Source organism: Streptosporangium sp. NBC_01639, assembly GCF_045209755.1.
Classification (GTDB): Bacteria; Actinomycetota; Actinomycetes; order Streptosporangiales; family Streptosporangiaceae; genus Streptosporangium.
The window spans coordinates 7454935-7479454 of the sequence record NZ_CP109272.1 but is presented as its reverse complement, the minus strand read 5'-3'; the positions used below and the strand labels follow the sequence as shown (position 1 = coordinate 7479454).

The window sequence follows — 24520 nt, the reverse complement described above, 5'->3', positions numbered from 1 at the left end:
ATCGCGGCCAACCCCACGAAACCTCCCAGAACTCCCAGAGTGCATCATGTAACGGGAGTCAGCCGAAGTCACCAGGATCGTCGGATCCGTTATCGACCGTGAGGGTGACGTGCGGGGGTGACGGCCCCGATCCGCCGCTGTGCCAAGGTAGGAGGATGCGCCTCATCCATCCCGCCGCTTCGGACGACGTCGATCTCGCCCGGGTCTACGCCTACCCGGCCGGCCCGTGTGTCCGGGTGAACATGGTGGCCAGCGCCGACGGCGGGAGCTGGCTGGACGGACGGTCGGGCGGGCTGTCGGGCCAGGGTGACCGGCGGATCTTCGGGGTGCTCCGCGGACTGGCCGACGTCGTCCTGGCGGGAGCGGCGACCGTGCGGACCGAGGGGTACGGCCCCGCCCGGCCGAGGGAGTCGTGGCGCCCGCTGCGCGAGGGCCGCCCGGCGGCTCCCCCGATCGCCGTGGTGACCCGGCGGCTCGACCTCGACCTGTCGGGCGCGCTGTTCGCCGAGGCCGAGCCCGGCGCGCGGACGATCATCATCACCTGTGACGCCGCCCCCGAGGAGCGCCGGAAGAAGGCCGCTGAACACGCCGAGGTGATCGTGGCCGGGCACGACGGAGTGGACCTGGCGGCAGCGGTCGAGGAGCTCGGCGAGCGCGGCCTGGGCAGGGTGCTGTGTGAGGGCGGCCCCAACCTCAATGCCCAGCTCGCCGAGGCCGGTCTGATCGACGAACTCTGCCTCACGCTGAGTCCGGCACTGGTCGGCGGGGACGCCGCCCGGATCCTGAACGGCCCCGCCTCGCTCACCCCGCTCCGTCTGGCGCACGTTCTGGAGGAGGAGGGTTTCCTCTTCACCCGATATATTCGGACCTCCGGTGAACCGATCAGCTGAGTTCACCTCCGGGCACGACGACACACGTTCGGAGCCGCGGTGGACGGGCGGGTTCGCCGGACGCCGCAGCCGGACGGGAGGCCTGAGTTGAACCTGCCGATAGCGCCGCCGCTCGCGCCGATGCTGGCCAAGCCCGTCAAGGGCCTGCCGCCGCAGGACGGCACCCTGTTCTACGAACCCAAGTGGGACGGTTTCCGGTGCGTGGTGTTCCGGGACGGGGACGAGGTCTATCTCGGCAGCCGCAACGAGCGGCCGTTCACCCGTTACTTCCCCGAACTGGTCGAGGCGGTGCGGGCGGAGCTGCCCGACCGGGTGGTGGTGGACGGGGAGATCGTCGTCCGCGCCGGCCAGATCCTTGACTTCGAGGCCCTGCAGCAGCGCATCCACCCGGCCGCCTCCCGGGTGAGGCTGCTGGCCGAGCAGACGCCCGCATCGTTCATCGCCTTCGACCTGCTGGCCCTGGGCGAGGAGTCCCTGCTGGAGACCCCGTTCTCCGCCCGCCGGGCGAGGCTGGAGTCGATCTTCGACCGGGCGGGGAGAGCAGTACGGCTGACCCCGGTCACCACCTCCCGGGAGAAGGCGGTCGAATGGTTCGACGCCTTCGAGGGCGCCGGGCTGGACGGCATCGTGGTCAAGCCGGGCGGCCTGCCGTACCAGCCGGACAAGCGGGTTATGTCGAAGGTCAAGCACGAGCGGACGGCCGACGTGGTGGTGGCCGGATACCGGGAGCACAAGTCGGGACCGGTGGTCGGCTCCCTGCTCCTGGGGCTGTACGACCCCGAGGGGGTGCTCCACCATGTCGGTGTGGCGGCCTCCTTCACGATGAAGCGCCGGGCCGAGCTGATCGAGGAGCTCGCCCCGTACGTGAGCGCGGACGCCCATCCCTGGAGCGCCGCGTCGCTGCCCGGTGCGATCTCCAAGTGGAGTGCCACCAAGGACCTGTCGTTCGTTCCCCTGCGGTCGGAGCTGGTGCTGGAGGTCGCCTACGACCATATGGAGGGGCGCCGGTTCCGGCACACCGCCCAGTTCCGCCGCTGGCGGCCCGACCGCACCCCCGAGTCGTGCACCTACGAGCAGCTCGAACGGCCGGTCTCCTACGACCTGGACGACATCATGGCCGGATAGCGGCCGTCCAGGTGGACATGAAGGCCAATAAACGATATATCTCGACCATGGCCAGATCATCCTCCTCTGACGACGACCTCAGAGCCGCCGTGGCGGCCCGCCGCGACCTCGGTCCCGAGTACGAAGACTCCCTGGTGGAGGGCTTCCTGGACAAGATGGACCAGGAGATCGACCGGCGGGTGGACGACCGGGTCGCCGCCCGCTCCCGCAAGGAGGCCCCCGCGGTCCGCCCGTCGGTGGACGCCGGTCAGCGCCTGGCGCTGTCGATCGTCTCCGTCGTGCTCGGCGTGATCAGCACGGTGGCCCTCGCCGTCACGGACACGGAATCCTATGTGATGGTGCTCGTCTGGCTCGGCATCGTCAGCGTGAACGTGGCCTTCGCCCTCGGCCGGCGCCGGTAGGCCGTTCGGCCCCGGCGCCGGCCGCCGTCACGAGTCGCCGCGCGCCTTGCTGGGCTGCACCCGCTTCGGCTCGCCCGGCATCTTCGGGTAGTTCGGCGGGTAGGGCAGGTCCTCGTGCCCGTCGCGCTCGAACCACTCCAGGAGGGGCTCGATCGAGAAGGCCCGCTCGTCGATCGCGGCGTGCACGTCGCCGAGTTTCGCGAACCGGGCCGGGACCGTCCGGATGTCGAAGTCGCGTGGGTCGGCGTCGGCCAGTTCGGCCCAGGTGAGCGGGGTGGAGACGGGGGCGTGCGGTCTGGCCCGCACCGAGTAGGCGGAGGCCACGGTCCGGTCGCGGGCGTTCTGGTTGTAGTCGATGAAGATCCGCTCCCCGCGCTCCTCCTTCCACCACGCGGTGGTGGCCAGGCCGGGCATCCGGCGCTCCATCTCCCGGGCGAAGGCGATCCCGGCATAGCGCACCTGGGTGAAGTCCCAGCGCGGCTCGATCCGCACACTGATGTGGATGCCCCGGTTGCCGGAGGTCTTGGGGAAACCGATCATGCCGAGCTCCCCGAGGATCTCCTCGGCCGCGAAGGCCACCGTGCGCGCCTCCTCGAAGCCGGTGCCGGGCTGGGGGTCGATGTCGAGGCGCAACTCGTCGGGATGGTCGGTGTCCGAGGCGCGGACCGGCCAGGGGTGGAAGTCGATGGTTCCCAGGTTCGCGCAGTAGGCGATGGCGGCGACCTCGGTCACCCGGAGCGAGTCGGCGGTGCGCCCGCTGGGGAAGCGGACCGTGACCGTCTGCAGCCACTCGGGATGCTTGGGGGGCATGCGCTTCTGGTAGATGGCCTCGGTCTCGACCCCGTCAGGATGGCGCTTGAGATGGGTGGGGCGGTCGTACAGGGCGCGCAGCGCCCCCTCGCCCACACTCACGTAGTACTCGACCAGCTCGCGCTTGGTCGCCCCGATCTCCGGAAAGTAGACTTTGTCGGGATTTGTGACCTTGACGACCCGGTCCCCGACGGTGAGTTCGATATACGGCGACGCCATAGATCGAACCGTACTCCATGAGAGGTGGGTCCGCCCCGGAGTCGCCGCGGCGGCGGGACCGGGCTCTCGACGGGACGGACCGCATGATCACCTGTCCCGCACTCCGGTTCCGGGCGCTGGCGCGCCACCCGGCCGGTGGCATCCGGCCGTTCAGTTGATCGTTGAACGGCCCGACAGATGGTCTCACCCTTAACCAGGGGGGCGGAAACCCCCCATATACCTATAGACGCAAAACGGTACATAAATGGATGCTTCGCCTATAAGGTTTTTTTCGGGCATCCGTCGTGGCCGCCGCTCCGGCCCACCCTCACTGGAGACATCCGGGGACCGCATAGGCTGGAGGGATGGACAAGGTGGTCAAGAGCGACGCCGAGTGGCGCGTCCAGCTCTCTCCCGAGGAGTTTCACGTTCTCCGCCAGGCGGGCACCGAGCGCCCCTTCACCGGAGAATACGTCGACACCAAGACCGAAGGCGTCTACAGCTGCCGCGCCTGCGGCGCCGAGCTGTTCCGGTCGGACACCAAGTTCGACAGCCATTGCGGCTGGCCGAGCTTCTACGAGCCGTCGAAGTCGGAGGCGGTCACCCTGATCGAGGATCGCTCGCTCGGCATGACCCGCGTCGAGGTCCGCTGCGCGGCCTGCGACTCGCACCTGGGCCATGTCTTCCACGGCGAGGGTTACGGCACGCCCACCGACGACCGCTACTGCATCAACTCCGTGTCGCTCCGGATGGAGCCCACCGACTGACCATCGACCCTACCCGGGCCGGAACGCACGACACTCGGACCTCCTCGGAGGGTGAGGACGCCCGGAAGCCGGGTAGAGCGAGATCACGCATCGTATGCGGATGCCTCCGCAAAGTGATCCTTCTCAGGGAGTCGCCGTGCACATCCGGCACAGGTGGGAGGTCATCGAGAGCATCGGCCGGGTGGTCACCCAGCGCTGCGTGCTCTGTGGCAGGACCCGGGTCAGGGTGATCTGAACGGCCGGAGCGCTCCGCTACTTCCCGGGCTTGGGGTGGGTGACACGGCAGTCGGAGTCGCCGCCCCCGAGGACGTTGGCCAGCACCGGGTTGCCGTTCTCCCCGAACTTCGCCTGGACGAAGACCACCGGGCTGGACGTACCGAGCTCCCCGACGAGGTAGTCCACCCCGGTCCGACACAGCTTCAGTGCCTGTTTCGAGTTGCTCGCCGACTCCGGAAGATCCGTATATATCCGGAGATAGCCACCGACGATGCGGATGTCCTTGACGCGCTTGGTCGCCTGGTGGCTCGCGAAGTAGGCGAGTGCCTTCTGGTCACTGAGCTTGGACGGACCGGCCGCCTCGTCCTCGGCCCGCCGGCCTGCGTCCGATCTGACCGCCGGAACCGGGCCGCCCCCCGCGGAGGCCGCCTTGGGGGCCGCCGGCACCGCCTTCTGCGCATACGCCTGCGCCTGCGGCGCCGGCTGTCCCTGGACTGCTCCGGACCGCGCCTGCGGGCTCCGGAGCAGGGACCCGCCCAGCGCCAGCCCCGCGACCGCCAGCGCGGTCACCCCCACCGAGACCTCGAGGACCCGAGCCCTGGCCTTCCTTCTCCGGCGGCCGTGCTCGCGCCGTGTGGACCGTGCCAGCTCCTGACCCCTGTTCACCCTTGACCCCCAGAAAGAGGTGGTTTTCCCCGAGTATGCCAAACGGCGAGGGGATATCGAACGTTTCTGCGGATCCGTCGATGACCATCCGCGTCCGCCCGGCGGCGTCCGCACCGCCCGGGACGCCTGGAAGGCGGCATCGGGCGGTGCGGCCTTCCGCAGGCGAACCTCCGGCTACGGCAACGCGGCGACCAGCTCGCTGACCGGCTTGCGGATTCCCGTGTAGAAGGGGGTCTCCTCCCGGGTGTGCCGCCGGGCCTCGGCGGCACGCAGGGTGCGCATCAGGTCGACGATGCGGTGCAGGTCGTCGGCCTCGAAGGCGAGCATCCACTCGTAGTCGTTCAGCGAGAAGCAGGCCACGGTGTTGGCCCGCACGTCCGGATAGTCGCGGGCCATCTTGCCGTGCTCGGCGAGCATCCGGCGGCGGTCGGCGTCGTCCAGGAGATACCACTCAAGGGAGCGGACGAACGGATAGACGCTGACGTACCGGCGCGCCTCCTCCTCGGCCAGGAAGGCCGGGATGTGCGACTTGTTGAACTCGGCGGGGCGGTGCAGCGCCATCGCCGACCAGACCGGTTCGGTCAGCACTCCGAGGCCGGTGCGGCGGAAACGGGCGTAGGTCTCCTGCAGGTCCTCGGCGGTCGGCGCGTGCCACCAGAACATGAAGTCGGCGTCGGCCCGGAAACCGGCCACGTCGTACAGGCCGCGGGTGACCACGTCCTTCTCGGCCATCTGGGCCAGCAGACCCTCGACCTCGGCCGCCATGCCCTCACGGTTGCCCGGGCAGCGCTCGGTCAGCCTGAAGACCGACCACATCGTGTAGCGGATCACCTGGTTCAGGTCGCGCGCCTTGGGCCGCGGGTTCCCGTCCGTCGTCCTCACCCCTCCGTCAGCTACGCCGGCCCGTCAGCGGACCGGCCTTCTCGTCCCATTCTCCCGTGAGATCCAGGTGGTCCAGAATCCGGGCCGCCGCGGTGCGGGCGGTGGAGACACAGGCCGGGATGCCGAGGCCGTCGTAGGCCGCGCCGCACAGGGCCAGACCGGGCTGGGTCGCGACGGCCGCGCGGATGCGGGCGACCCTGTCGAGATGGCCCACGTCGTACTGGGGCAGCGCGCCGCCCCAGCGGACCACCCTGGAGTCGCGCGGCAGCCCGCGCACACCCATGACCTCCACCATCTCGGCCATCGCCAGGGCCACCAGCTCGGCGTCGTCGCGCTGGAGCACCGCCTCTTCGCCGATGCGGCCGATCGAGCACCTCAGCAGGATCAGATTGGGGTCGGCCTCGGCCAGGTGCGGCCACTTGACCGAGCTGAACGTGACGGCCTTGATCGGACGTCCGTCGACGGGCGGGACGAGGTAACCGCTGCCGGCCGGCGGCCGGGGGAACGCCTCTCGCGGGTAGGCGAGCGTGACGATGGCCATGCTGGCATAGTCGATCCTGGCCAGCTCCGCGGCGGCCTGGGGCACCTCGCCGGCGAGCAGCCGGCTCGCCGAGGGGCCGGGGGTGGCGACGATCACCGCGTCGGCCTCGATGACCTCGGGCTCGGGCACCGGCCCGGCGATCAGCTGCCATCCGGTCGCGGTCCGGCGTATCTCCCGGACCGTGACCCCGGTCCTGATCTCGGCGCCGGACGCGGCGGCCACGGCCTCGGGCAGGGCGCCCATCCCCTGCCGCAACGTGGTGAAGACGGGCCCCGCGTCCTTGGGCGCGTTCGCGGCGACCCCCTGGGCCGCGGCGAGCAGCGACCGTTCCGAGCGCGCGGCGACGGCGATCTGAGGCATCGTCGCATCCAGCGAGAGCCGGTCGGCCTGGCCCGCGTAGACACCGCCGAGGAGCGGCTCGATCAGACGCTCGACCACCTCGTCGCCCACCCGGGCGCGGATGTAGGAGGCCACCGACACGTCGGTGCTGACCCGGGTGGCCGGGAGGATCCGGTCCAGCGGCACGCGGGCGAGACCCGCCGGACTGAGAATCCCCGACCCGGCCAGCGCGGCCAGGTCGGATGGGACGCCCATGACATGCCCCTTGGGCATGGACCTCAGCACGCCCCGGGACAGGATGGCCGCCTGGGTGGTGCCGGGATGCCGTAACTCCTCGCCCAGGCCGACCAGCCGGGCCAGATCCTTGCCCTCGGGCCTTCGCGCGAGCATCGCCTCGGCCCCGGCGTCGGCCGAGACCCCCGCGACCTCGGTGGCGTACAGCTTTCCGCCGATCCGCCGGGCGCCGTCGAGCACGGTCACCCGGACGCCTTCGCCGCCCTGGCGCAGGTACCACGCGGCGGCCAGCCCCGCGATCCCGCCGCCGACGACCACCACATGGCACCGGTTGCCTTCCATGACTCCTGACCGTACCGTCCCCCATGTCCGGTCGTGCGCCCCGCCACCCCGCCGTTCCGCCACCCCCCGGTGACCCGGAGGCCGTGAGAACGTGACGGCATCGTGACGCCCTCCGCCAAACCTCACCCGCGCCCTCGCCGTCAACAGGACATGAGCAGATTCCGGTACGGCTCCCGCCTGGCGGTCACCCTGGCGGGGATGGTTTTGTTGACGTCGGCCTGCGGGGGCGGGATGGCGACCATGGAGTCCGCGCCCGCCCCGGCGGCGGATCGGAACATGACGGCGGAGGGGGGCTCCGACACGAGTGCCCGCGCCTCCCGGCCGCAGAAATCGGCCGCGGCCGGTCAGGCGGGACAGCAGGTGAAGCTGGTCCCGCAGGATCGGGCGATCGTCTACACAGCGGAGATGACGGTCCGGGCCAAGGACGTCACCGCGGCCGCCGACAGGGCCCGGCAGATCGTCACCACCGCCGGCGGCTACCTGTCGATGGAGAAGTCGGACGCCTACTCCGGCGGCGAGGGCTCCGCGCAGCTGGTTTTCAAGCTCCCTCCCCAGGGCTATCCGGGCATCCTGGGACGGCTGGGCAAGGAACTCGGCACGCGCGAGTCGCTCCAGCAGAACACCGAGGACGTCACCGAGCAGGTCGCCGACGTGGAGAGCCGGCTGAGGTCGGCGACGTCGGCGCTCGACTCGCTGCGCACGCTGCTGAAGAAGGCGGACACGATCGGCGAGGTGCTGGACGTCGAACGGGAGATCTCCGGCCGCGAGGCCGACCTGGAGTCGCTTCAGGCGCGGCAGAAGACGCTCACCTCGCAGACGAGCATGGCGACGCTCACCCTGAACCTGGTGGGCCCGGCGACCGTGGTCGCCGAGCCCGACGACGAGCCCTCCGGTTTCCTCGGCGGACTGCGGTCGGGCTGGAACGGCTTCGTCACGGCCGTGAAGATCGGACTGACCGTCCTGGGCGTGCTGCTCCCCTGGATGATCGTGATCGTGCCGCTCTGGCTGGTGGTCCTCCGGCTCCGCCGTACCAGAGGCGGCGCCCGCCGGACCGTGTCCGCGCCGCTCGCCGCCGAACCGGGCGAGGACGGCCCGGGACCGGCGTCCGGCGGCTCCGGCGACTCCGGCGAGGAGGAGCCCGCCCCCTCGCGGCCGTAGGGCCTGCGCGCCGCCGATCGCCCGGGGGCGCTCCCCGTCCGGCGGCGCGGGGAGCGCCGCCCACGGGCGCGAAGGCGCAGCCCGGCGTCCGCCGGCGGCACCGTCAGCGGGTGGACGCCTCGTGCACGAAGTCGGTGAGGCGGGCGAGCTGGTCGGGGTCGGCATTGGGCGGCACGCCGTGACCCAGGTTGAAGACGTGCCCCTCGGCCTTGGCACCGCAGGCGAGGACGTCGCCCGCGCGGCGCTCGACGACCTCCCAGGGGGCGAACAGCGTCGCCGGGTCCAGGTTGCCCTGGAGCGCCTTGCCCGGGCCGACCCGCCTGGCGGCCTCGTCGAGCGGGACCCGCCAGTCGACGCCGACCACGTCGGCTCCCGCCTCGCCGAGCAGACCGAGCAGTTCGCCGGTGCCGACGCCGAAGTGGATGCGGGGGATGTCCAGGTCGGCCAGGCCGGCGAAGATGCGGCTGGTGTAGGGGAGGACGAACTCGCGGTAGTCCTCGGGGGCGACGGCGCCGACCCAGGAGTCGAAGAGCTGGACGGCCGAAGCTCCGGCGGCGGCCTGGATCCGCAGGAAGCCGAGGGTGATCCCGGTCAGCCGCTCCATCAGGGCGTGCCACAGGTGCGGCTCGCCGTACATCATCGCCTTGGTGTGGTCGTGGTTCTTGGAGGGGCCTCCCTCGATGAGGTAGGACGCCAGGGTGAACGGCGCGCCCGCGAAGCCGATCAGCGGGGTCGGGCCGAGCTCCCCGGTCAGCGCCCGGACGGCCTCGGTGACGTAGGAGACGTCGCCGGGCTCGATCGGGCGCAGCCTCTCGACCGCGGCGGCGTCCCTGATCGGCTCGGCCACCACCGGGCCGACGCCGGGCTTGATGTCCAGATCGATCCCGATCGCCTTGAGCGGCACCACGATGTCGCTGAAGAAGATGGCCGCGTCCACGCCGTACCGGCGGACCGGCTGCATGGTGATCTCCACGATCAGCTCGGGGGTGGCGCACGCGGTGAGCATCGGCACCGTTCCGCGCACGGCCCGGTATTCAGGCAGGGCACGGCCGGCCTGGCGCATGAACCACACGGGCGTGTGGGAGACGGGCAGACGGCGGCAGGCACGCAGGAACGGAGAGTCGGCAAGCTCGGAAGTCACTCTTCCAGGGTGCCATGCCAGGGGTGCGGTCCGCTCATCCCAGGGTGCGGTCTGCTCATCAGGTCCATTGACGGGGGTTCTCGCTATGAAATCACCAGTTATTCAATGAGATCGCAGCCAACAACGCCCAGATAGTTTCAAGTCATGACGACGATCGGGTTCTGACCGTTTCGAGTGCTTCGTCCATCAAAAACCGATGTCGGCACGCGCCCGGCGGCGCCGGGCGGAGCGAAGCGATCATGTTTCCGGGTACAGTTCCTCCCATTGACGGATCAGGCGCAGCCCCCGGCTGAACCAAAAGTCCGTCAAGTCACCGCGCGGCATCGATTCCGGCATCACTTTCGGGACACGCCGAGCACGTTGCGCGGAATTGTCGGCGCGACGTGCCAACGTCGGACCACGACCCGACGAAAGGCCCGTGCGATGTCCACGATGTGGAGTTCAACCGAACGCCGCGGTGAGCACTGTGCTGTCTGTGCCGCCGAGCGGGTTTTCGAGCAGCCTCCCTGTTCCGACGGCCACGAGCCGGGCCGGTGCCCGGAATGGGCCTGTGTCGAGTGCGGCCACGCGCTGTCCCTCGGGATCACCGACGGCGAGGGCGTTCCCGCTCTCCGCCCGGCGATGGCAGTAGTTTGATCGGCTCCGATGGCTCCTACACCCACCCCGATGGTCCCCATGCGTTCAGTTCCGACCTACTCTTCCGATATGACCCTCGGTGAGGCACCGCCCGCTCCCGCCGTCTTCCGGCGTGCGGCGGCCACTCTGCGCCCTGCCGAGGTCAGACCGGAGATCGAGCTGGAGGACATCCCCGCGCCCCAACGGCTGGCCCCCTACTCGGCGGCCATCGGCGCGTCGGTCTACCGCGACGACGACGAGCTGGCGGTCGGCCGCCTCATCATGCTCTTCGACCCGGACGGCCAGCGCGGCTGGGACGGGCAGTTCCGGCTGGTCGCCTACGTCCGGGCGGACATGGAGCCGGAGATCACCGAAGATCCCCTGCTCGGGCCCGTCGCGTGGAGCTGGCTCACCGAGTCGCTCGACGCGCACGGTGCCGGTTACACCGCGGCCGGGGGGACCGTCACCCGGGCCGTCTCCGAGGGCTTCGGCAACAAGGCCGAGGACCCGGTCACCACGGAGCTGGAGCTGCGCGCCTCCTGGTCTCCGCTGGAGGAAGACCTTTCCAGCCATGTCGCCGCCTGGTGCGATCTGATGTGCCTTGCGGCGGGTATACCACCCCTGCCACCCGACGTGGCGTCTCTGCCGCCACGCCGTCGCGAAGATCCGGAGCCCTTCCGAACGTGACCGACGAGACAACCATCGTTCCGCTGCTGGAGCCGCGAGAGGGAATCCCACCCGTCGTCGAGGACGCAGCCGCCCTTGCCCGAGTCGTACGCGCCTTCGCCGAGGGCACCGGCCCGGTCGCGGTGGACGCCGAGCGCGCCTCGGGCTACCGCTACAGCGGCCGCGCCTACCTGGTGCAGCTGCGACGCTCCGGTGCCGGCAGCGCGCTGATCGACCCGATCCACTGCCCGGACCTGTCGGAGCTCGACACGGCGCTGGCCGACGCGGAAGTGGTGCTGCACGCGGCCTCCCAGGACCTTCCCTGCCTGGCGGAGCTGGGCTTCCACCCCCGCAGGCTGTTCGACACCGAGCTGGCCGGACGGCTGCTCGGCTACGAGCGGGTCGGCCTCGGCATGATGGTGGAGAACGTCCTCGGCTTCAAGCTGGAGAAGGGCCACTCGGCGGCCGACTGGTCCACCCGCCCGCTGCCGGAAGACTGGCTGCGTTACGCGGCGCTCGACGTCGAGGTCCTGGTCGAGTTACGCGACGTCCTCCACGAGGAGCTGGAGTCGAGCGGCAAGCTGGCGTGGGCGCGCGAGGAGTTCGCCTCGGTGCTGGCCTACCGGAGCCCGGCACCGCGGTCGGATCCGTGGCGGCGCACCTCCGGGATCCACAAGGTCCGCTCGCTGCGCGGGCTGGCCGTGGTCCGGGAGCTGTGGACGCTCCGCGACGGCTTCGCCAGCGAGGCGGACCTGGCTCCCGGCCGGGTCCTTCCCGACTCCGCGATCGTCACGGCCGCGCTGGACCAGCCCCGCACCACCAAGGCGCTCACCGAGATCCCGCCGTTCACCGGCCGCAGCGCCCGCCGGCACCTGCGCGAGTGGCTGGCCGCGATCGGCAGGGCACGTGCGCTTCCGGAGTCGGAGCTCCCTCAGCCCAGCACCCAGGGTGACGGGCCGCCGCCCGCCAACCGGTGGATGGACCGCGACCCGGTCGCCGCGCGGCGGCTGGCCGCCGCCAGGGCCGTGGTGGCGGCGCTCGCCGACGAGCACCACATGCCGACGGAGAACCTCCTGCAGCCCGACGCCGTGCGCCGGCTGACCTGGGAGCCGCCCGCCGACATCTCCGAGGAGACGATCTCCGCCCGGCTGCGGGAGCTGGGCGCCCGGAACTGGCAGATCGAGCTGACCGCCCACCCGGTGGCCAAATCCCTGATCCGCCTGGAGACCAAGGGCGAGATCTGACCGGCCCCCGCCTCCCGGCGTCACCGGGACGGCACGCGGGGCCGGCGCTCTGCACCCCCGGCACGACTTTCCCCAGGTAGGGCGGGACCACCCCGGGTGGATCCCGCCGCTGAACCTCCTCCTTCCCTCCCTCGGCCCGGGCCGAGGGAGGGAAGCGCTTGCCCAACATGTCAGGCTGCCGTACGGTGTGTTGGAAAGCGCTTTCCATAGGAGGCTCAAGAAGATGTCCCCGCGAAGCATCGGCGTCGTGATGAACGGCGTCACCGGCCGCATGGGTTACCGGCAGCACCTGGTCCGCTCGGTCCTGGCGATCAACGACCAGGGCGGCGTGGCACTGTCCGACGGCAGCCGGGTGACGCTCCGGCCGGTCCTGGTGGGCCGGAATGCCGAGAAGCTGGAGAAGCTGGCGGACGACCACGGCATCACCGGCTGGACCACCGACCTCGACGCGGCCCTGGCCGACGACGACAACCTGATCTACTTCGACGCCCAGGTCACCCAGGCCCGGGTGAAGGCCGTGCTCAAGGCGATCGACGCGGGCAAGCACATCTACGCCGAGAAGCCGACCGCCGAGACCTTCGAGGACGCGCTGGCGCTGGCCGAGGCCGCGACCGCCAAGGGCGTGAAGAACGGCGTCGTGCAGGACAAGCTCTTCCTGCCGGGGCTCCTCAAGCTCAAGCGCCTCATCGACGGCGGCTTCTTCGGCCGGATCCTGTCGGTGCGCGGCGAGTTCGGCTACTGGGTCTTCGAGGGCGACTGGCAGGCCGCGCAGCGCCCGTCGTGGAACTACCGCGCCGAGGACGGCGGCGGCATCGTCCTGGACATGTTCCCGCACTGGGCCTATGTGCTGGAGAACCTGTTCGGCCGGGTCCGCTCGGTCTACGCGCAGGCCGCCACCCACATCCCCGAGCGGGTGGACGAGCAGGGCCGGACCTACCCGGCCACCGCCGACGACGCCGCCTACGGCATCTTCGAACTCGACAACGGCGTCGTGGCCCAGATCAACTCTTCCTGGAACGTCCGGGTGAACCGGGACGAACTGGTGGAGTTCCAGGTGGACGGCACGCACGGCAGCGCCGTCGCGGGACTGCGCAACTGCCGCGTCCAGCACCGCGCCACCACTCCCAAGCCGGTCTGGAACCCCGACCTCGCAGTCACCGCGCGCTTCCGGGACGACTGGCAGGAGGTCCCCGACAACGACGAGTTCGACAACGGTTTCAAGATCCAGTGGGAGATGTTCGTCCGCCACGTGGTCGAGGACGCGCCGTTCCCCCACGACTTCACCTCCGGCGCCCGGGGCGTCCGCCTCGCCGAACTGGGCCTGCGCTCCTCCGCCGAGGGCCGCCGCCTGCCGGTGGAGCCGTGACGGCCTTCCGCCGGCTCCCCGCGCCGGAGGCCCGAACCCCCGAGGAGTCCCGATGAGGATCACGCTGCCCGGCGGCGAGCACACGCTGCGCGCGCCGACGGCCTGGGCGAGGCCCGCCGGTCCCGCGAAGAGCCGCATCGTCTACGCGGCCGCTCACGTCGTCGCCGACCCGCTGGGCGACAACACCCCCGGCTCCCCCGCCGCCGTCGACTGGGAGGCCACTCTGCGCTTCCGCAGGCACCTGTGGTCGTACGGCCTGCGGATCGCCGACGCCATGGACACCGCGCAGCGCAACATGGGCCTGGACTGGGCGGCCACCCGCGAGCTGATCCGGCGCAGCGCCGCCGAGGCCGCGGAATTCGGCGACCCGGCCGCACTGGTGGCCTGTGGCGCCGGCACCGACCACGCACCGGACGCCGGGACGCTGGAGGAGGTGGTGGCCGCCTACACCGAGCAGATCGAGACCGTCCGGGACGCGGGCGCCGGTGTCATCGTCATGGCCAGCCGCCAGCTCGCCCGGCTCGCGCGGGGTCCCGAGGACTACCACGCGGTCTACGGCAAGCTGCTCTCCCAGACCGACCGGCCGGTGATCCTGCACTGGCTGGGCGAGATGTTCGACCCCCAGCTGGCGGGCTACTGGGGCTCGGCGGACGTGGGTGAGGCCACCGCCGCGTTCCTGGCGCTGATCCGCGAGCACGCGCCGATGGTGGACGGCGTCAAGGTCTCGCTGCTGGACGCCGACCACGAGATCGGGCTGCGGGCGGCACTGCCGGAAGGCGTCAGGCTCTACACCGGCGACGACTTCAACTACCCCGAGCTGATCAAGTCGGGCAGCCACGCGCTGCTGGGCATCTTCGACCCGATCGCCCCGGCCGCCGCCGCGGCCCTGCAGGCACTCGACGAGGGCGACCTCGGCCGCTACGACGAGATCATGACCCCCACGGTCGCCCTGTCACGGAAGATCTTCGAGCGGCCGACCTACAACTACAAGACCGGCATCGTCTTCCTGGCCTGGCTCAACGGCCACCAGGACGCCTTCAGCATGGTCAACGGCGCCCAGGCGGCCCGGTCGCTCCCGCACCTGGCCGAGGTGTTCCGGCTGGCCGACCGCGCCGGGCTGCTGGCCGACCCCGGACTGGCCGTCCACCGGATGCGGTCGCTGCTGGCGGTGCACGGGCTTTGAACGGACCGATCGGGAAAGGACGGACCGTGGACGAGCGGGCCACCAGCACGCGGGAGGCGGCGAGCCGTTTCTCGCTGAACCAGTGGACCACGAAACGGTGGTCGGTGGCCGAGGCCGTCGACGGGTGCGTACGGCACGGCGTCGAAGCCATCGGCCTGTGGCGGCAGAACGTCGCCGAGCAGGGGCTGGACGAGACCGTGAAACTGGTCGCGGACGCCGGGCTGCGGGTGTCGTCCCTGTGCCGGGGCGGCTTCCTGACCTCCCAGGACGCGCTCGACGACAACCGCAGGGCGATCGACGAGGCGGCCGCGCTGAACGCCGCCTGCCTGGTCATGGTCGTCGGCGGCCTGCCGGGGGTGGCTCCCGGCGAGCCCCTGGGCGCCTTCGACCGGGATCTCGCCGGGGCGAGGGAACGGGTGGCCGAGGCGCTGGCCGTGCTCGCCCCCTACGCCGGTGAGCGCGGGGTCAGGCTCGCCCTGGAACCGCTGCACCCGATGTACTGCGCCGACCGGGCCGTGCTGTCCACCCTCGGGCAGGCGCTCGACCTCGCGGAGCCGTACCCCGCCGAGCAGGTCGGGGTGGTCGTCGACACCTTTCACGTCTGGTGGGACCCGCAGGTCTTCCAGCAGATCGCCAGGGCCGGGGACCGGATCGCGAGCTACCAGGTGTGTGACTTCCTTCACCCGCTCCCCGCCGACGCGCTGCTCGGCCGGGGTGTGATGGGCGACGGTGTGATCGACTTTGCGCCGCTGACCAGGGCCGTGACCGAGGCGGGCTACACCGGGGACGTCGAGGTGGAGATCTTCAACGCCGACGTGTGGGCCGCCGATCCGGACGAGGTCCTGACCCGGGTGAAGACCCGGTTCGGCGAACTCATCGAGGCCTGATACCCGTGTTCGGACCTGTTTACTCGACCCGGATAAGGGATTCACGTTGGAGTGATGCGGAAGGTAATCGTACGGTGGTGTCATGACGACCGCAGAGAGCGAAACCCGTCCCGCCATACAGCGGCCGCCGGAACATGTCAGGGCCGTACTGGAAACGATCAAAGAGTGGGAGGCCGCCAATCCGGACTCGGCACCGTCCGGACACGGGGAGGCGATCCTGTGGGCCCTCGGCGAGCGTGAGCAGGCGCCGATCAGCGGCCGCCCGACCTCAGGAGCCCTGCCCACCCTCGCGGACGCACGAGCGGAGATCGACGCCTCCGAGCGGGTCCCCCGCGAGGGCCGGGTCGTCCCGGCCGATGGAGTGGTAAGCACCCTGAACTGGTTGATCGGCGCCAAGGACGGGTTGCCGATCCCCGGACGCCGCTCCTCCGAAGGCTGGGGCCACCTGGTCGGTGGCCGTGGGGTGATCCTGCGTACCGAGGCCGAGATCGGCCGGGTCGCCGAGTTGGCGCGCGAAGGCAAGCCGAGCGCGTCGAACGACTGGGAGCGGGAATGGTGCTCCGGAACGATCGCGGTGTGCGAATGGGTGCTCGGCACCCGCTCGAAATCGCCCGTCCGGAACACCCAGCGCCCCATTCACGGACCGACCGGGCTCAACCTCGGAATGGAGGAGACCGCAGCCGAGGACGTGTCCCGGCAGCTCGGCCGGGGCCGCCAGCACTCCCCCGGCTACGGTGACGGAGTCATGCGCACGATCCGCTGGCTGCGTGGGCAGGTCACCGTCCCGCCCGTGAACGAACAAGGACGACCGACGGTCAGCAACCGCTGAACGCCCCCTACGACGTGATCGGCCCGGGCACCCGCGGGTGTCCGGGCCGATTGCTGTGCCGGGCCGGTCGCCGTGCCGGGCTCCGGTGTCACTCCCCGTCGATCTTCTGGAAGTTCCCGAGGAGGGTGAAGTCACTGCCCGCTCCCGCCGGTACCGGGCCGATTTCCACCGGGTCGGCGGGGGACGTCAGGCTGGCGCGGTAGAGCTTCGCCGTACCGGCTTGGGCGTCCTCGCCCGCGGCGATGATCAAGGACTGGCGGTCCCGGGAAACGGCGATCGACACGATCGTGGTCTCGGTCGCGGGGGCGATCTCAGCCTTGACCCCCACCTCGGTCGTCTCCGCGTATTCGAGGTCGGCCCGCGCGGCCGCGGGGTCGATCCGCACGGTGTAGAAGTCGTTGCTCGAACCCGCGCAGAGCAGGTCCGTGGCGTTGACCCAGGCCACCGGGGTGCAGTCACGCAGCTCGCCGTCGTCGCGCACGGCGACCTGAACACTGAACGGGCTGTGGATGGGGCCGTCGGCGAACCGGTCGACCCTGTCCGCCAGGACGTCCAGCTCGAACCCGGCGACCGAGGAGAATCTCACCGCGACGTTCCTGGGGTCGGCCGCGAACGTCCCGGACGGGTGGACGGTCCCCGGGCACATGACGGCGGCCGACTTCACCGGGCGGTAGAAGGTCTCCTCGTTCGTGTTGCGGAAACAGGCCAGGCTGATCTGGTGAGTGGAGAGACGGCCGTTCACGTCCGCGGAGAGGAACTCCTGGGAGTCGCGCAGGAACCAGAACGACCCGTCCGGGGCGAATCCGGGCTGCTCGTCGGAGAACGTCTCCTTGACATAGCCTCTCTTCGTCGACCTCTCCGTGATGTCGGTGAAGGCCCCGGTGCCGAGGTCGAGCCATCCCACGTGCGTCGGGGTGCCGCTGTCCGGGAAGTCCACCTGGACGGCGACACGTCGCCCGTCCGGCGAGACCGGGCTGATGCCGGCGTCCCCCTCATCGCCGCACAGGTCGCGCACGAACGCCCGCTCCCCTCCCGCCTGCTGGGCGATCTCGGTCAACTGGGCGGAGAGTGCGTCGACGGAGAAGGCGGCGACGCGGGTGCGGAACGTGTCGTCATAGGCCGTGGCCTGCCAGCCGCCGTCGCTCGACGAGCAGATGATCTGCCCGGGGGACGAGATCAGGCCGGCAAGATTCCGCGCCGCCGCGGCGAGCGCGGTCTTCTTGGCATCCGCCCCGTCGGCGCTGCTCCGGTGCTTCTCCGGCAGGTCGGGGGGTTGGGCGGCCTTCCCGCAGGCGGTGGTCACCAGGAGGACCGCGACCGCCGCCGCCGCGAGCCGGCCGCCTCTGCGGGTACGCGGCGTCTTCCTCGGCTCGTCCGCCGTGCTCATCGAATCTCCTTAACGCAGCAGTTATGGACCATCAAAAAGTGAATACTATTAACCATGTATCGCCCATTCACCGCAAGTAGCGCCGGCCGCCGGGGAGGCGATCGCGGCCGAGACCGGCGAAGATGGGTGGGTGACAGCGTTGACGCGACGGGAACGACTGCGGGCGGAGCTCGAACGAGAGGCCAAGACCGCCGCTCGGAGGATCACTGCCGAAGAGGGCGTCGAGGGCCTCACCGTCGCCGCCGTGGCCCGCAGCGTGGGAGTGACGCCACCGGCCCTCTACCGCTACTTCAACGGCAGGGCGGGGCTCGTCCGCGTCCTGTACGACGACGTCACCGCGGAGTTCATGGCCACCGTGGCCCAGGCCGTGGAGCGCCAGGACCCTGACGACATCAGCGCCCGGCTGCACGCGGCCACCCGTGCCGCGCTGGACTGGTCACTGGCCAACAAGGCCGAGTTCGACCTGCTCATGGGGGCCGGCTATGCCAGGGTCGCCGCGTCGGAAGAGGGCATCCCGAAGGTCATCTCGCGCGAGCTCGGCGGCCTGTTCGGGCTGCTCTTCGTGCGGCTGTGGCGCGAAGATCGGCTGACCTACCCCGCGGACGAGCAGATCGACCCCGACCTGGCGCGGCAGCTGCGGATCTACCGCGAGGCCATCGGACTCGAGGTCCCCCTCGGCGTGGCCCTGCTGATGATCACCTGCTGGCGGCAGATCTACGGCCTGATCTGCATGGCCGTCTACGGCCACCTCGCGTTCTCCTTCGAGGACCACCTGCCGCTGTTCGAGCACATGATGGACCGGCTTCTCGGTCTGCTCGGACTCAGCCGGAGCCCCAACCTGCGCTGACCTGCCCCGACGGCTCCGCCGTCCACGGGTGGAGCACCGCCCCTGGGCGACGGCCGAACGCGGCGGCCTGTGACAGCGCTCCAGCTTGCGGTTCGGACCCCCGTGGGTTCAGCGCCGGCGAAGGTCTTCACAAGGGAATCCACCGCTATCGTCGTACTGGATCGACGACAACGACGCCAAAGATACGACCGTGGAGGATGGCCGATGACGCGCCGTACAGACAGGGAAACGGTATGACCACCACCGCGCTCATCGTCGGCGACCTGCAGGCGGGCATCGTGGACAACTACCCCTTCGCCGCCGGCGTGCTTCCCGTGCTGGAAAGGGTTCTCCCCGCGGCCAGAGCCTCCGGGATTCCGGTGATCTTCATACGTTTCGGGCTCCGGGCCTCAGGCCTTGATGTGGCAGCGGGAAACCCGCTGATCAGCGCCCTACACGGGGCGGGGACGCTGTTCCACGAAGAATCCCCCGAGACGCTCGTGCACCCGCGCATCGAGCCGTTGCCCGGTGAGGCCGTCGTCCTCAAGCACCGCGCCAGCGCGTTCGCGGCGACCGATCTCGATCTGATCCTGCGCGCCCAGCGCATCGACTCGCTCGTGCTGACCGGTGTCGCGACCGGGGCGATGGTCGCCGCCACGTTCTACGACGCCGCCGACCGCGACTACCGGCTGACCGTGCTCAGTGACGCCTGCGCCGACGGGGAACCGGACGTGCACGACTTCCTGGTCAACCGCGTCTTCCCGGCCAGAGGTGCCGAGGTTCTCACGGGCCGCGAGTGGATCGCCCGGCTGTGACCGGCCGTCGGCATCGACGGCCTGGGCCATGCCCGCGATGAGACGGCGCACTTGACCGCTCAGCCTTCGATGACAGGCGCCCGAGGTCCGGTCACGTGAGTCGACGCTTCGGCACCCTCGGCAGGGCGCTCCGATACGACGGGACCGAGCCCGCGCTCATCCGGTGGCGGAGTCTGGAAGACATCCTTCGTCGACTCCTGGATCAGCCGTCGAGCCGGCGCTCACCCGGCACCGGAGGCCCGTGGTCACCTGGCGTCCCCGGAGACGACCGCTCGCAGAGCGGCCTCGAGGATGTCCAGTCCGGCGTGCAAGTCCGAGTCGCTGATCGTGAGCGGCGGTGCGATCCGGAAGATTCCCCCCATTCCTGGCAACTGGACGATGTTGATGTGCAGCCCGCGCTCCAGGCATGCCATGGTCACGGCATTTCCGAGCGTGTCCGCCGGAGACTTGCTCAGCTTGTCCGTCACCAGTTCCAGGCCCTGCAGAAGCCCGCGCCCGCGGACATCGCCGACCACCTCGAAGCGGTCACGCAGGTCCAGCAGCCGCTCGTTGAGTTGCTTGCCCAGAAGCGCGGCCCGTGCCGCGAGACCGTCGCGTTCGATGACGTCGAGCACGGTCACCGCGACGGAGGCCGCAAGTGGGTCCGAGACGTGGGTCGTGAAGAACAGGAACCCGCGTTCGTGACAGACCTCCTCGATCTTCGGCGACGTGACGACGACCGCCACCGGCAGGCCCGCACCCAAGGTCTTGGAAAGCGTCAGGAGATCCGGGACGATGCCGTCGCGTTCGAAGGCATACATCTCGCCGGTGCGTCCGAGTCCGGTCTGGGCCTCGTCCACGATCATCAGCATCCCGCGTTCGGCGCACATCGCTTTCAACCGCCGCAGATATCCGACCGGAGGCTCGATGATCCCACCGGAGGACAGGATCGGCTCGACCACGCACGCGGCCAGACTTCCGGACGACTGCTGGTCGACGAGACCGAATCCGTACGCAAGCTCGGCCTCCCAGTCATAGGACCCGTCCGTACGGCGGAAAGGAGAGCGATACGCGTTCGGCGACGGGAGCGTGAGGTTGCCCGGCATCGGCGGGCCATACCCTCTTCGGCCGGCCGAGAAGGTGGCGGAGGACGCACCCGACGTCATGCCGTGCCACGACCGGTCGAACGAGACGATCTCATACTTGCCCGTGTAGAGCTTGGCCATCTTGATCGCGGCTTCATTGGACTCCGCGCCGGTACTCAGCAGCAGCGTCTTGCTCAAGTCACCGGGAAGTGTCGACGCGAGCCGATTGGCCAGATCGACGACGGGCCGGCTCAGCATGCCGCTGTACAGGTGATCCAGCGATGAGATCGACCGCGAGACCGCCGCAACCACATCGGGGTGGGAGTGCCCGAGGATCGAGCTCATCTGGCCCGAGGTGAAGTCGAGGATCGCCGTCCCGGCGTCGTCGTACACGTACGACCCCGCCGCCCGTTCGATGATCCTTGGAGTGAACGCCGCGCCGTATCGGATCAGATGAGATTCCACATTGTTCCAAAATGAGGCATTCATCATATTTTCTCCTGCTCATATGGGTATGGCCATCTATCCGCAGATTGTCGCCCAGCCGACGTTCATGATCAAGACAGCGCGACCGGCTGACGGCGAACGTCTCGACCCGGTGCTCGGGCCGCCGTCACCAGGGGCGAAGCAGCAATGATTGACGAATGACCTCTGCCGGACGACACGGGACCGCGGACGGCCCCGGCTCGCCGAGCAGCATCGGGTCCGTGACCGGTCGCCGTGACCGGCCACGGGCGTTCGATCAGCTCACCAGCACGATCTTTCCGCGGGCATGGCGGCTTTCGCTCAGTTCGTGCGCGGCCTCGGCCTCGGCGAGCGGGAACGCCGCCGCGACCGGCACCCGCAGCCGGCCCTCGCCGGCGAGCGTGACCGCGATCGCGAGGCCATGCAGCGCCAGTGGGTCGGCAGGGGCTCCCACCGCCGAGCCCGTGGCGCCGGCCGGCGCTCCGTGCGACATGTGTACGCCGTGGGCCGCCGCGGCGAGGTCGGCGATCGTCACCACGCGCGCCGTGTCGCCGACGATGGCGATGAGGTCTGGCAGCGCCCCTCCGGCGCAGTCGAACACCGCGTCCACTCCGGCCGGTACCAGCGCGCGGATCCGTTCGACGAGCCCCGTCCCGTATGTCGTCGGCTCCGCGCCGAGGGAACGCAGGAAGTCGTGGTTGTGCTCGCTCGCCGTACCGATGACGGTGGCGCCGCGGGCGACCGCGAGCTGGACGGCGATGGTGCCCACCCCTCCGGCCGCGCCCTGCACGAGTACGGTGTGCCCGGCTCCGACCGCGAGCCGGTCGAGGACCCGGGTGGCCGTCTCGACGCTGCCTGCGGCGCCGCCCGCCTCCTCCCAGCTCCACGCGTCCGGTTTGGGCGCCCAGGCGGCCAGGACGGCGAAGTCGGCATTGGCGCCGCGCGCGGTCATCGTGGTCATGCCGAACACCGCGTCGCCGATGTCCACGCCCGTGACGCCGTCGCCGACCTCGTCCACCACGCCCGCGGCGTCGAATCCGGTCCGATACGGGAACGTCAAGGGCACCACGTCACGCATCTCCCCGGAACGGATGCGCATCTCCCCGGGCGAGACTCCGGAGGCCCGTACGTTGATGCGGATCTCGCTCGGTCCGGCGTGCGGCGCCGCCACTTCGGCGACGTGCACAACGTCGGGCGGGCCGTACTCGGTGAACTGAACTGCTCTCATCCGGCGACCGTAACGGAGCGCCCCGTCCGTTTGGCTAAAGTGAGAGCGGTGACGGCCCAAGTGGTAACGAAGCTCCGCTCGGACGCCCGCGACAACCGCGAGCGCATCCTCGCGGTCGCCCGCGCGGCCTTCGCCGCCGAGGGCCTCGACGTGCCGATCCGGGAGATCGCCCGGCGCGCCGAGGTCGGTGTCGCGACCGTCTACCGGCACTTCCAGACCAAGGAAGCACTGCTGACCGAAGCCTTCGCCGAGCAGCTGGCCTCCTGCTCGGCGGTCGTGAAGGAGGGTCTGGCGGCGGGCGACCCGTGGAGCGGGTTCTGCCTGGTGATCGAGAAGCTCATGGAGATGCATGCCCTCGACCGCGGCTTCGCCCGCGCATTCACCTCGCGGCTTCCCCAAGCGGTCGACTTCGCCGCGGAACGCGATCGCACACTGCGCCTGCTGCTCGAACTGGTGCGACGCGCGAAGGAGGCGGGTCCCCTGCGGGGGGATTTCGTGCTGGAGGACATCAGCCTGGCGCTGATGGCGAACGAAGGCATCCGCGCCGAGTCACCCGAGCTGAGGGTGGCGGCGTCGCGCCGCTTCGCGGCCCTCATGATCCAGTCGTTCCGGGCGGACCCCGGCCTGACACCGCTTCCGCCGGCCGTCCGGCTGCCTCTCTCCAGACGCTAGTGCTACGGTGCGAAATTCGTGATCATGCTGTGGGCTGCCAGGTGAAGGTTGGAGTCGGTTGCGCTGAGCCGCCCGGGCCTCGATGCGCTCGCTGCGATGTGGTTTCCTGCCCTTGTCCACCTCGATCGGCCGCCCCTGCGAACCTTCCAAACCTAAATTTCTTGACTAATCATGAAATTGAATAGATAGTCCTTTTCATGGCATTACGGCATGCGGTACTGGCGGCGATGCTGGACGGCGAGTTCACCGGCTACCAGCTCGCCAAGATCTTCGACGTGGGTGTGTCCAACTTCTGGTACGCCTCACCGCAGCAGCTCTACACCGAGCTGGCGAAGCTGGAGAAGGCCAGGATGATCTCCGGGCGACAGGTCGTCCAGCTCGACCGTCCGAACAAGCGGGTCTTCACGGTCACCGGGGCGGGCCTGGACGAGCTCGCCGCCTTCGCCGCCACCGCGTCCAAACCGCTGTCCATCCGCGACGATCTGGCGGTGAAGGTCCAGGCCGTCGACCACCTCGACCCCTCCCCCGTGCTGGCCCAGCTCGACGAACGGGTCGCCGAAGCCACCGCCAAACTGGCCCTGTTCGAACAGGGCATGCGACGGCTGCGCGGCGACCTCGACGAGGAGGAGTTCCTCCGCTCGGCCGAGCGGATCGGCCCGTACCTGACCTACCTGGCCGGATGCCGCCTGGAGCGGGAGATGCGCGACTGGTGCCTGAGCACCGCCGCCCTGCTCCGCTCCCGTACGGCCGGCCACCCCGAGGAGGACCGATGACCCAGGCCAGGACCTTCACCCGGTACGTCGCGCTGGGCGACAGCCAGACGGAAGGCCTCGGCGACGGCGACGAACTGCGCGGCTATCGCGGCTTGGCGGACCGGTTCGCCGAGCACCTCGCCGCGGCGTCCCCGGACATCCACTACGCCAACCTGGGCGTACGGGGACGGCTGGCCGCGCAGGTCCTCACCGAGCAGCTCGCCCCGGCGCTGCGGCTGCAGCCCGACCTGGCCACCGTGATAGCCGGGATGAACGACCTGATCAGGCCCGGCTTCGACGCCACCGCGATCGCGGCGAGCCTGGAGGAGATGTTCGCCGCGCTCACCGCGTCGGGCGCGCACGTTCTGACGGTGACCTTTCCCGACATCGGCGAGATCGCGCCGCTGGCCCGGCCGCTGCTGCCCCGCGTGCTCGCACTCAACGAACGGATCCGCGAGGCCGCGGCCCGCCATGGCGTCACCGTGATCGACACCTTCCCGCACGCCTTCGCCACCGACGCCAGGATGTGGAGTCCCGACCGCCTGCACGCCAGCCCCTTGGGCCACGCCAGGATCGCCGCGGCCCTCGCCCACGCCCTCGGGCTCCCGGGCAGCGACGACACCTGGTCGGCCCCGCTGGCACCGCTCGCCCCGCGCGGCCCCCTGCGCACCGCGGGAACGGAGTTCCGCTGGATCGCCGGCTTCGCCGGGCCATGGATCTACCGCCGTATGCGCGGCAGGTCCTCCGGCGACGGCCGCACCGCCAAGCGCCCCGATCTCGTGCCCGTACTGCTCTCCCCCGAGGAGTGAGC

25 protein-coding genes are annotated in these 24520 nt (G+C 70.3%); 17 read left to right on the top strand and 8 right to left on the bottom strand.

The window, feature by feature from the left end:
* The first annotated feature begins 155 nt into the window (after window positions 1–155).
* The 3 genes from OHA77_RS34010 to OHA77_RS34000 all read left to right on the top strand — a co-directional run bounded on the left by OHA77_RS34010 (window position 156) and on the right by OHA77_RS34000 (window position 2416).
* Window positions 156–890, top strand: a complete 735-nt coding sequence (locus OHA77_RS34010; protein ID WP_406313410.1) for a pyrimidine reductase family protein — start codon at window positions 156–158, stop codon at window positions 888–890.
* A gap of 87 nt (window positions 891–977) precedes the next feature.
* On the top strand, window positions 978–2015 hold the full coding sequence (locus OHA77_RS34005; RefSeq protein ID WP_406313408.1) for an ATP-dependent DNA ligase: 1038 nt from the start codon (window positions 978–980) through the stop codon (window positions 2013–2015).
* Window positions 2016–2062: 47 nt separating this feature from the next.
* A complete protein-coding gene (locus OHA77_RS34000) occupies window positions 2063–2416 on the top strand; it encodes a hypothetical protein (protein WP_326824117.1) in 354 nt (117 codons plus the stop codon).
* Window positions 2417–2443: 27 nt separating this feature from the next.
* Here the strand turns inward: OHA77_RS34000 and ligD are convergent, their stop codons facing one another.
* The gene (gene ligD / locus OHA77_RS33995; RefSeq protein WP_326824118.1) at window positions 2444–3445 is read right to left on the bottom strand and encodes a non-homologous end-joining DNA ligase; all 1002 of its coding nucleotides are present in this window, start codon (window positions 3443–3445) and stop codon (window positions 2444–2446) included.
* A 344-nt stretch (window positions 3446–3789) separates the two neighbouring features.
* Here ligD and msrB point away from each other — a divergent pair, with 344 nt between their 5' ends.
* Window positions 3790–4191: a peptide-methionine (R)-S-oxide reductase MsrB gene (msrB, locus tag OHA77_RS33990; protein WP_326824119.1), complete on the top strand. Its 402-nt coding sequence runs from the start codon at window positions 3790–3792 to the stop codon at window positions 4189–4191.
* A 252-nt stretch (window positions 4192–4443) separates the two neighbouring features.
* Here msrB and OHA77_RS33985 read toward each other — a convergent pair whose 3' ends face one another.
* The 3 genes from OHA77_RS33985 to hemG all read right to left on the bottom strand — a co-directional run bounded on the left by OHA77_RS33985 (window position 4444) and on the right by hemG (window position 7411).
* Window positions 4444–5073 (bottom strand): hypothetical protein, encoded by a 630-nt coding sequence (locus OHA77_RS33985; protein WP_406313406.1) that lies wholly within the window; start codon window positions 5071–5073, stop codon window positions 4444–4446.
* Between the two features lie 174 nt (window positions 5074–5247).
* Window positions 5248–5889, bottom strand: coding sequence for a hydrogen peroxide-dependent heme synthase (gene hemQ / locus OHA77_RS33980; protein ID WP_326826869.1), 642 nt, complete (start codon window positions 5887–5889; stop codon window positions 5248–5250).
* Between the two features lie 73 nt (window positions 5890–5962).
* Entirely contained in the window at window positions 5963–7411 is a 1449-nt protein-coding gene (gene hemG / locus OHA77_RS33975) for a protoporphyrinogen oxidase (protein WP_406313405.1), read from the bottom strand.
* A gap of 150 nt (window positions 7412–7561) precedes the next feature.
* Between hemG and OHA77_RS33970 the strand changes: the two genes are divergently transcribed.
* Window positions 7562–8569 carry a DUF4349 domain-containing protein gene (locus OHA77_RS33970; RefSeq protein ID WP_406313404.1) on the top strand — a complete coding sequence of 336 codons (1008 nt, stop codon included), beginning with the start codon at window positions 7562–7564 and terminating at the stop codon, window positions 8567–8569.
* 103 nt (window positions 8570–8672) lie between these two features.
* Here OHA77_RS33970 and hemE read toward each other — a convergent pair whose 3' ends face one another.
* The gene (hemE, locus tag OHA77_RS33965; RefSeq protein WP_326824123.1) at window positions 8673–9710 is read right to left on the bottom strand and encodes a uroporphyrinogen decarboxylase; all 1038 of its coding nucleotides are present in this window, start codon (window positions 9708–9710) and stop codon (window positions 8673–8675) included.
* Between the two features lie 705 nt (window positions 9711–10415).
* Here hemE and OHA77_RS33960 point away from each other — a divergent pair.
* From OHA77_RS33960 to OHA77_RS33935, 6 genes are all read left to right on the top strand, one after another.
* A complete protein-coding gene (locus tag OHA77_RS33960; protein WP_326824124.1) occupies window positions 10416–11012 on the top strand; it encodes a DUF3000 domain-containing protein in 597 nt (198 codons plus the stop codon).
* Window positions 11009–12235 (top strand): HRDC domain-containing protein, encoded by a 1227-nt coding sequence (locus OHA77_RS33955; RefSeq protein ID WP_406313402.1) that lies wholly within the window; start codon window positions 11009–11011, stop codon window positions 12233–12235. Before OHA77_RS33960 ends, OHA77_RS33955 begins: the two co-directional genes overlap by 4 nt.
* Window positions 12236–12458: 223 nt before the next feature.
* Complete coding sequence (locus OHA77_RS33950) at window positions 12459–13601, top strand: Gfo/Idh/MocA family oxidoreductase (RefSeq protein ID WP_326824126.1); 1143 nt, start codon at window positions 12459–12461, stop codon at window positions 13599–13601.
* Between the two features lie 52 nt (window positions 13602–13653).
* Window positions 13654–14784, top strand: a complete 1131-nt coding sequence (locus OHA77_RS33945; RefSeq protein ID WP_406313401.1) for a dihydrodipicolinate synthase family protein — start codon at window positions 13654–13656, stop codon at window positions 14782–14784.
* A 26-nt stretch (window positions 14785–14810) separates the two neighbouring features.
* Window positions 14811–15671: a sugar phosphate isomerase/epimerase family protein gene (locus OHA77_RS33940; protein WP_406313400.1), complete on the top strand. Its 861-nt coding sequence runs from the start codon at window positions 14811–14813 to the stop codon at window positions 15669–15671.
* Between the two features lie 82 nt (window positions 15672–15753).
* Window positions 15754–16500 carry a hypothetical protein gene (locus OHA77_RS33935; protein ID WP_326824129.1) on the top strand — a complete coding sequence of 249 codons (747 nt, stop codon included), beginning with the start codon at window positions 15754–15756 and terminating at the stop codon, window positions 16498–16500.
* An 88-nt stretch (window positions 16501–16588) separates the two neighbouring features.
* Here OHA77_RS33935 and OHA77_RS33930 read toward each other — a convergent pair whose 3' ends face one another.
* Entirely contained in the window at window positions 16589–17887 is a 1299-nt protein-coding gene (locus OHA77_RS33930) for a hypothetical protein (protein ID WP_406313398.1), read from the bottom strand.
* A gap of 130 nt (window positions 17888–18017) precedes the next feature.
* On the opposite strand from OHA77_RS33930, the gene OHA77_RS33925 reads away from it, so the two are divergent.
* Together OHA77_RS33925 and OHA77_RS33920 are read left to right on the top strand one after the other, a co-directional pair.
* On the top strand, window positions 18018–18734 hold the full coding sequence (locus OHA77_RS33925; protein WP_406313397.1) for a TetR/AcrR family transcriptional regulator: 717 nt from the start codon (window positions 18018–18020) through the stop codon (window positions 18732–18734).
* A gap of 233 nt (window positions 18735–18967) precedes the next feature.
* The gene (locus tag OHA77_RS33920) at window positions 18968–19528 is read left to right on the top strand and encodes a cysteine hydrolase family protein (RefSeq protein WP_406313396.1); all 561 of its coding nucleotides are present in this window, start codon (window positions 18968–18970) and stop codon (window positions 19526–19528) included.
* 245 nt (window positions 19529–19773) lie between these two features.
* Here the strand turns inward: OHA77_RS33920 and OHA77_RS33915 are convergent, their stop codons facing one another.
* Window positions 19774–21081: an aspartate aminotransferase family protein gene (locus tag OHA77_RS33915; protein WP_406313394.1), complete on the bottom strand. Its 1308-nt coding sequence runs from the start codon at window positions 21079–21081 to the stop codon at window positions 19774–19776.
* Between the two features lie 19 nt (window positions 21082–21100).
* Here OHA77_RS33915 and OHA77_RS33910 point away from each other — a divergent pair, with 19 nt between their 5' ends.
* Window positions 21101–21229, top strand: coding sequence for a hypothetical protein (locus tag OHA77_RS33910; protein WP_406313393.1), 129 nt, complete (start codon window positions 21101–21103; stop codon window positions 21227–21229).
* A gap of 105 nt (window positions 21230–21334) precedes the next feature.
* Here OHA77_RS33910 and OHA77_RS33905 read toward each other — a convergent pair whose 3' ends face one another.
* Window positions 21335–22285 (bottom strand): NADP-dependent oxidoreductase, encoded by a 951-nt coding sequence (locus tag OHA77_RS33905; RefSeq protein WP_406313392.1) that lies wholly within the window; start codon window positions 22283–22285, stop codon window positions 21335–21337.
* 48 nt (window positions 22286–22333) lie between these two features.
* On the opposite strand from OHA77_RS33905, the gene OHA77_RS33900 reads away from it, so the two are divergent.
* The 3 genes from OHA77_RS33900 (at window position 22334) to OHA77_RS33890 (ending at window position 24518) form a co-directional block, all read left to right on the top strand.
* Window positions 22334–22957, top strand: a complete 624-nt coding sequence (locus OHA77_RS33900) for a TetR/AcrR family transcriptional regulator (protein WP_406313390.1) — start codon at window positions 22334–22336, stop codon at window positions 22955–22957.
* A gap of 197 nt (window positions 22958–23154) precedes the next feature.
* Window positions 23155–23730, top strand: coding sequence for a PadR family transcriptional regulator (locus OHA77_RS33895; protein WP_406313389.1), 576 nt, complete (start codon window positions 23155–23157; stop codon window positions 23728–23730).
* Window positions 23727–24518: an SGNH/GDSL hydrolase family protein gene (locus OHA77_RS33890; protein ID WP_406313387.1), complete on the top strand. Its 792-nt coding sequence runs from the start codon at window positions 23727–23729 to the stop codon at window positions 24516–24518. The genes OHA77_RS33895 and OHA77_RS33890 overlap by 4 nt, the downstream gene beginning before the upstream one ends.
* Window positions 24519–24520: the final 2 nt, after the last annotated feature.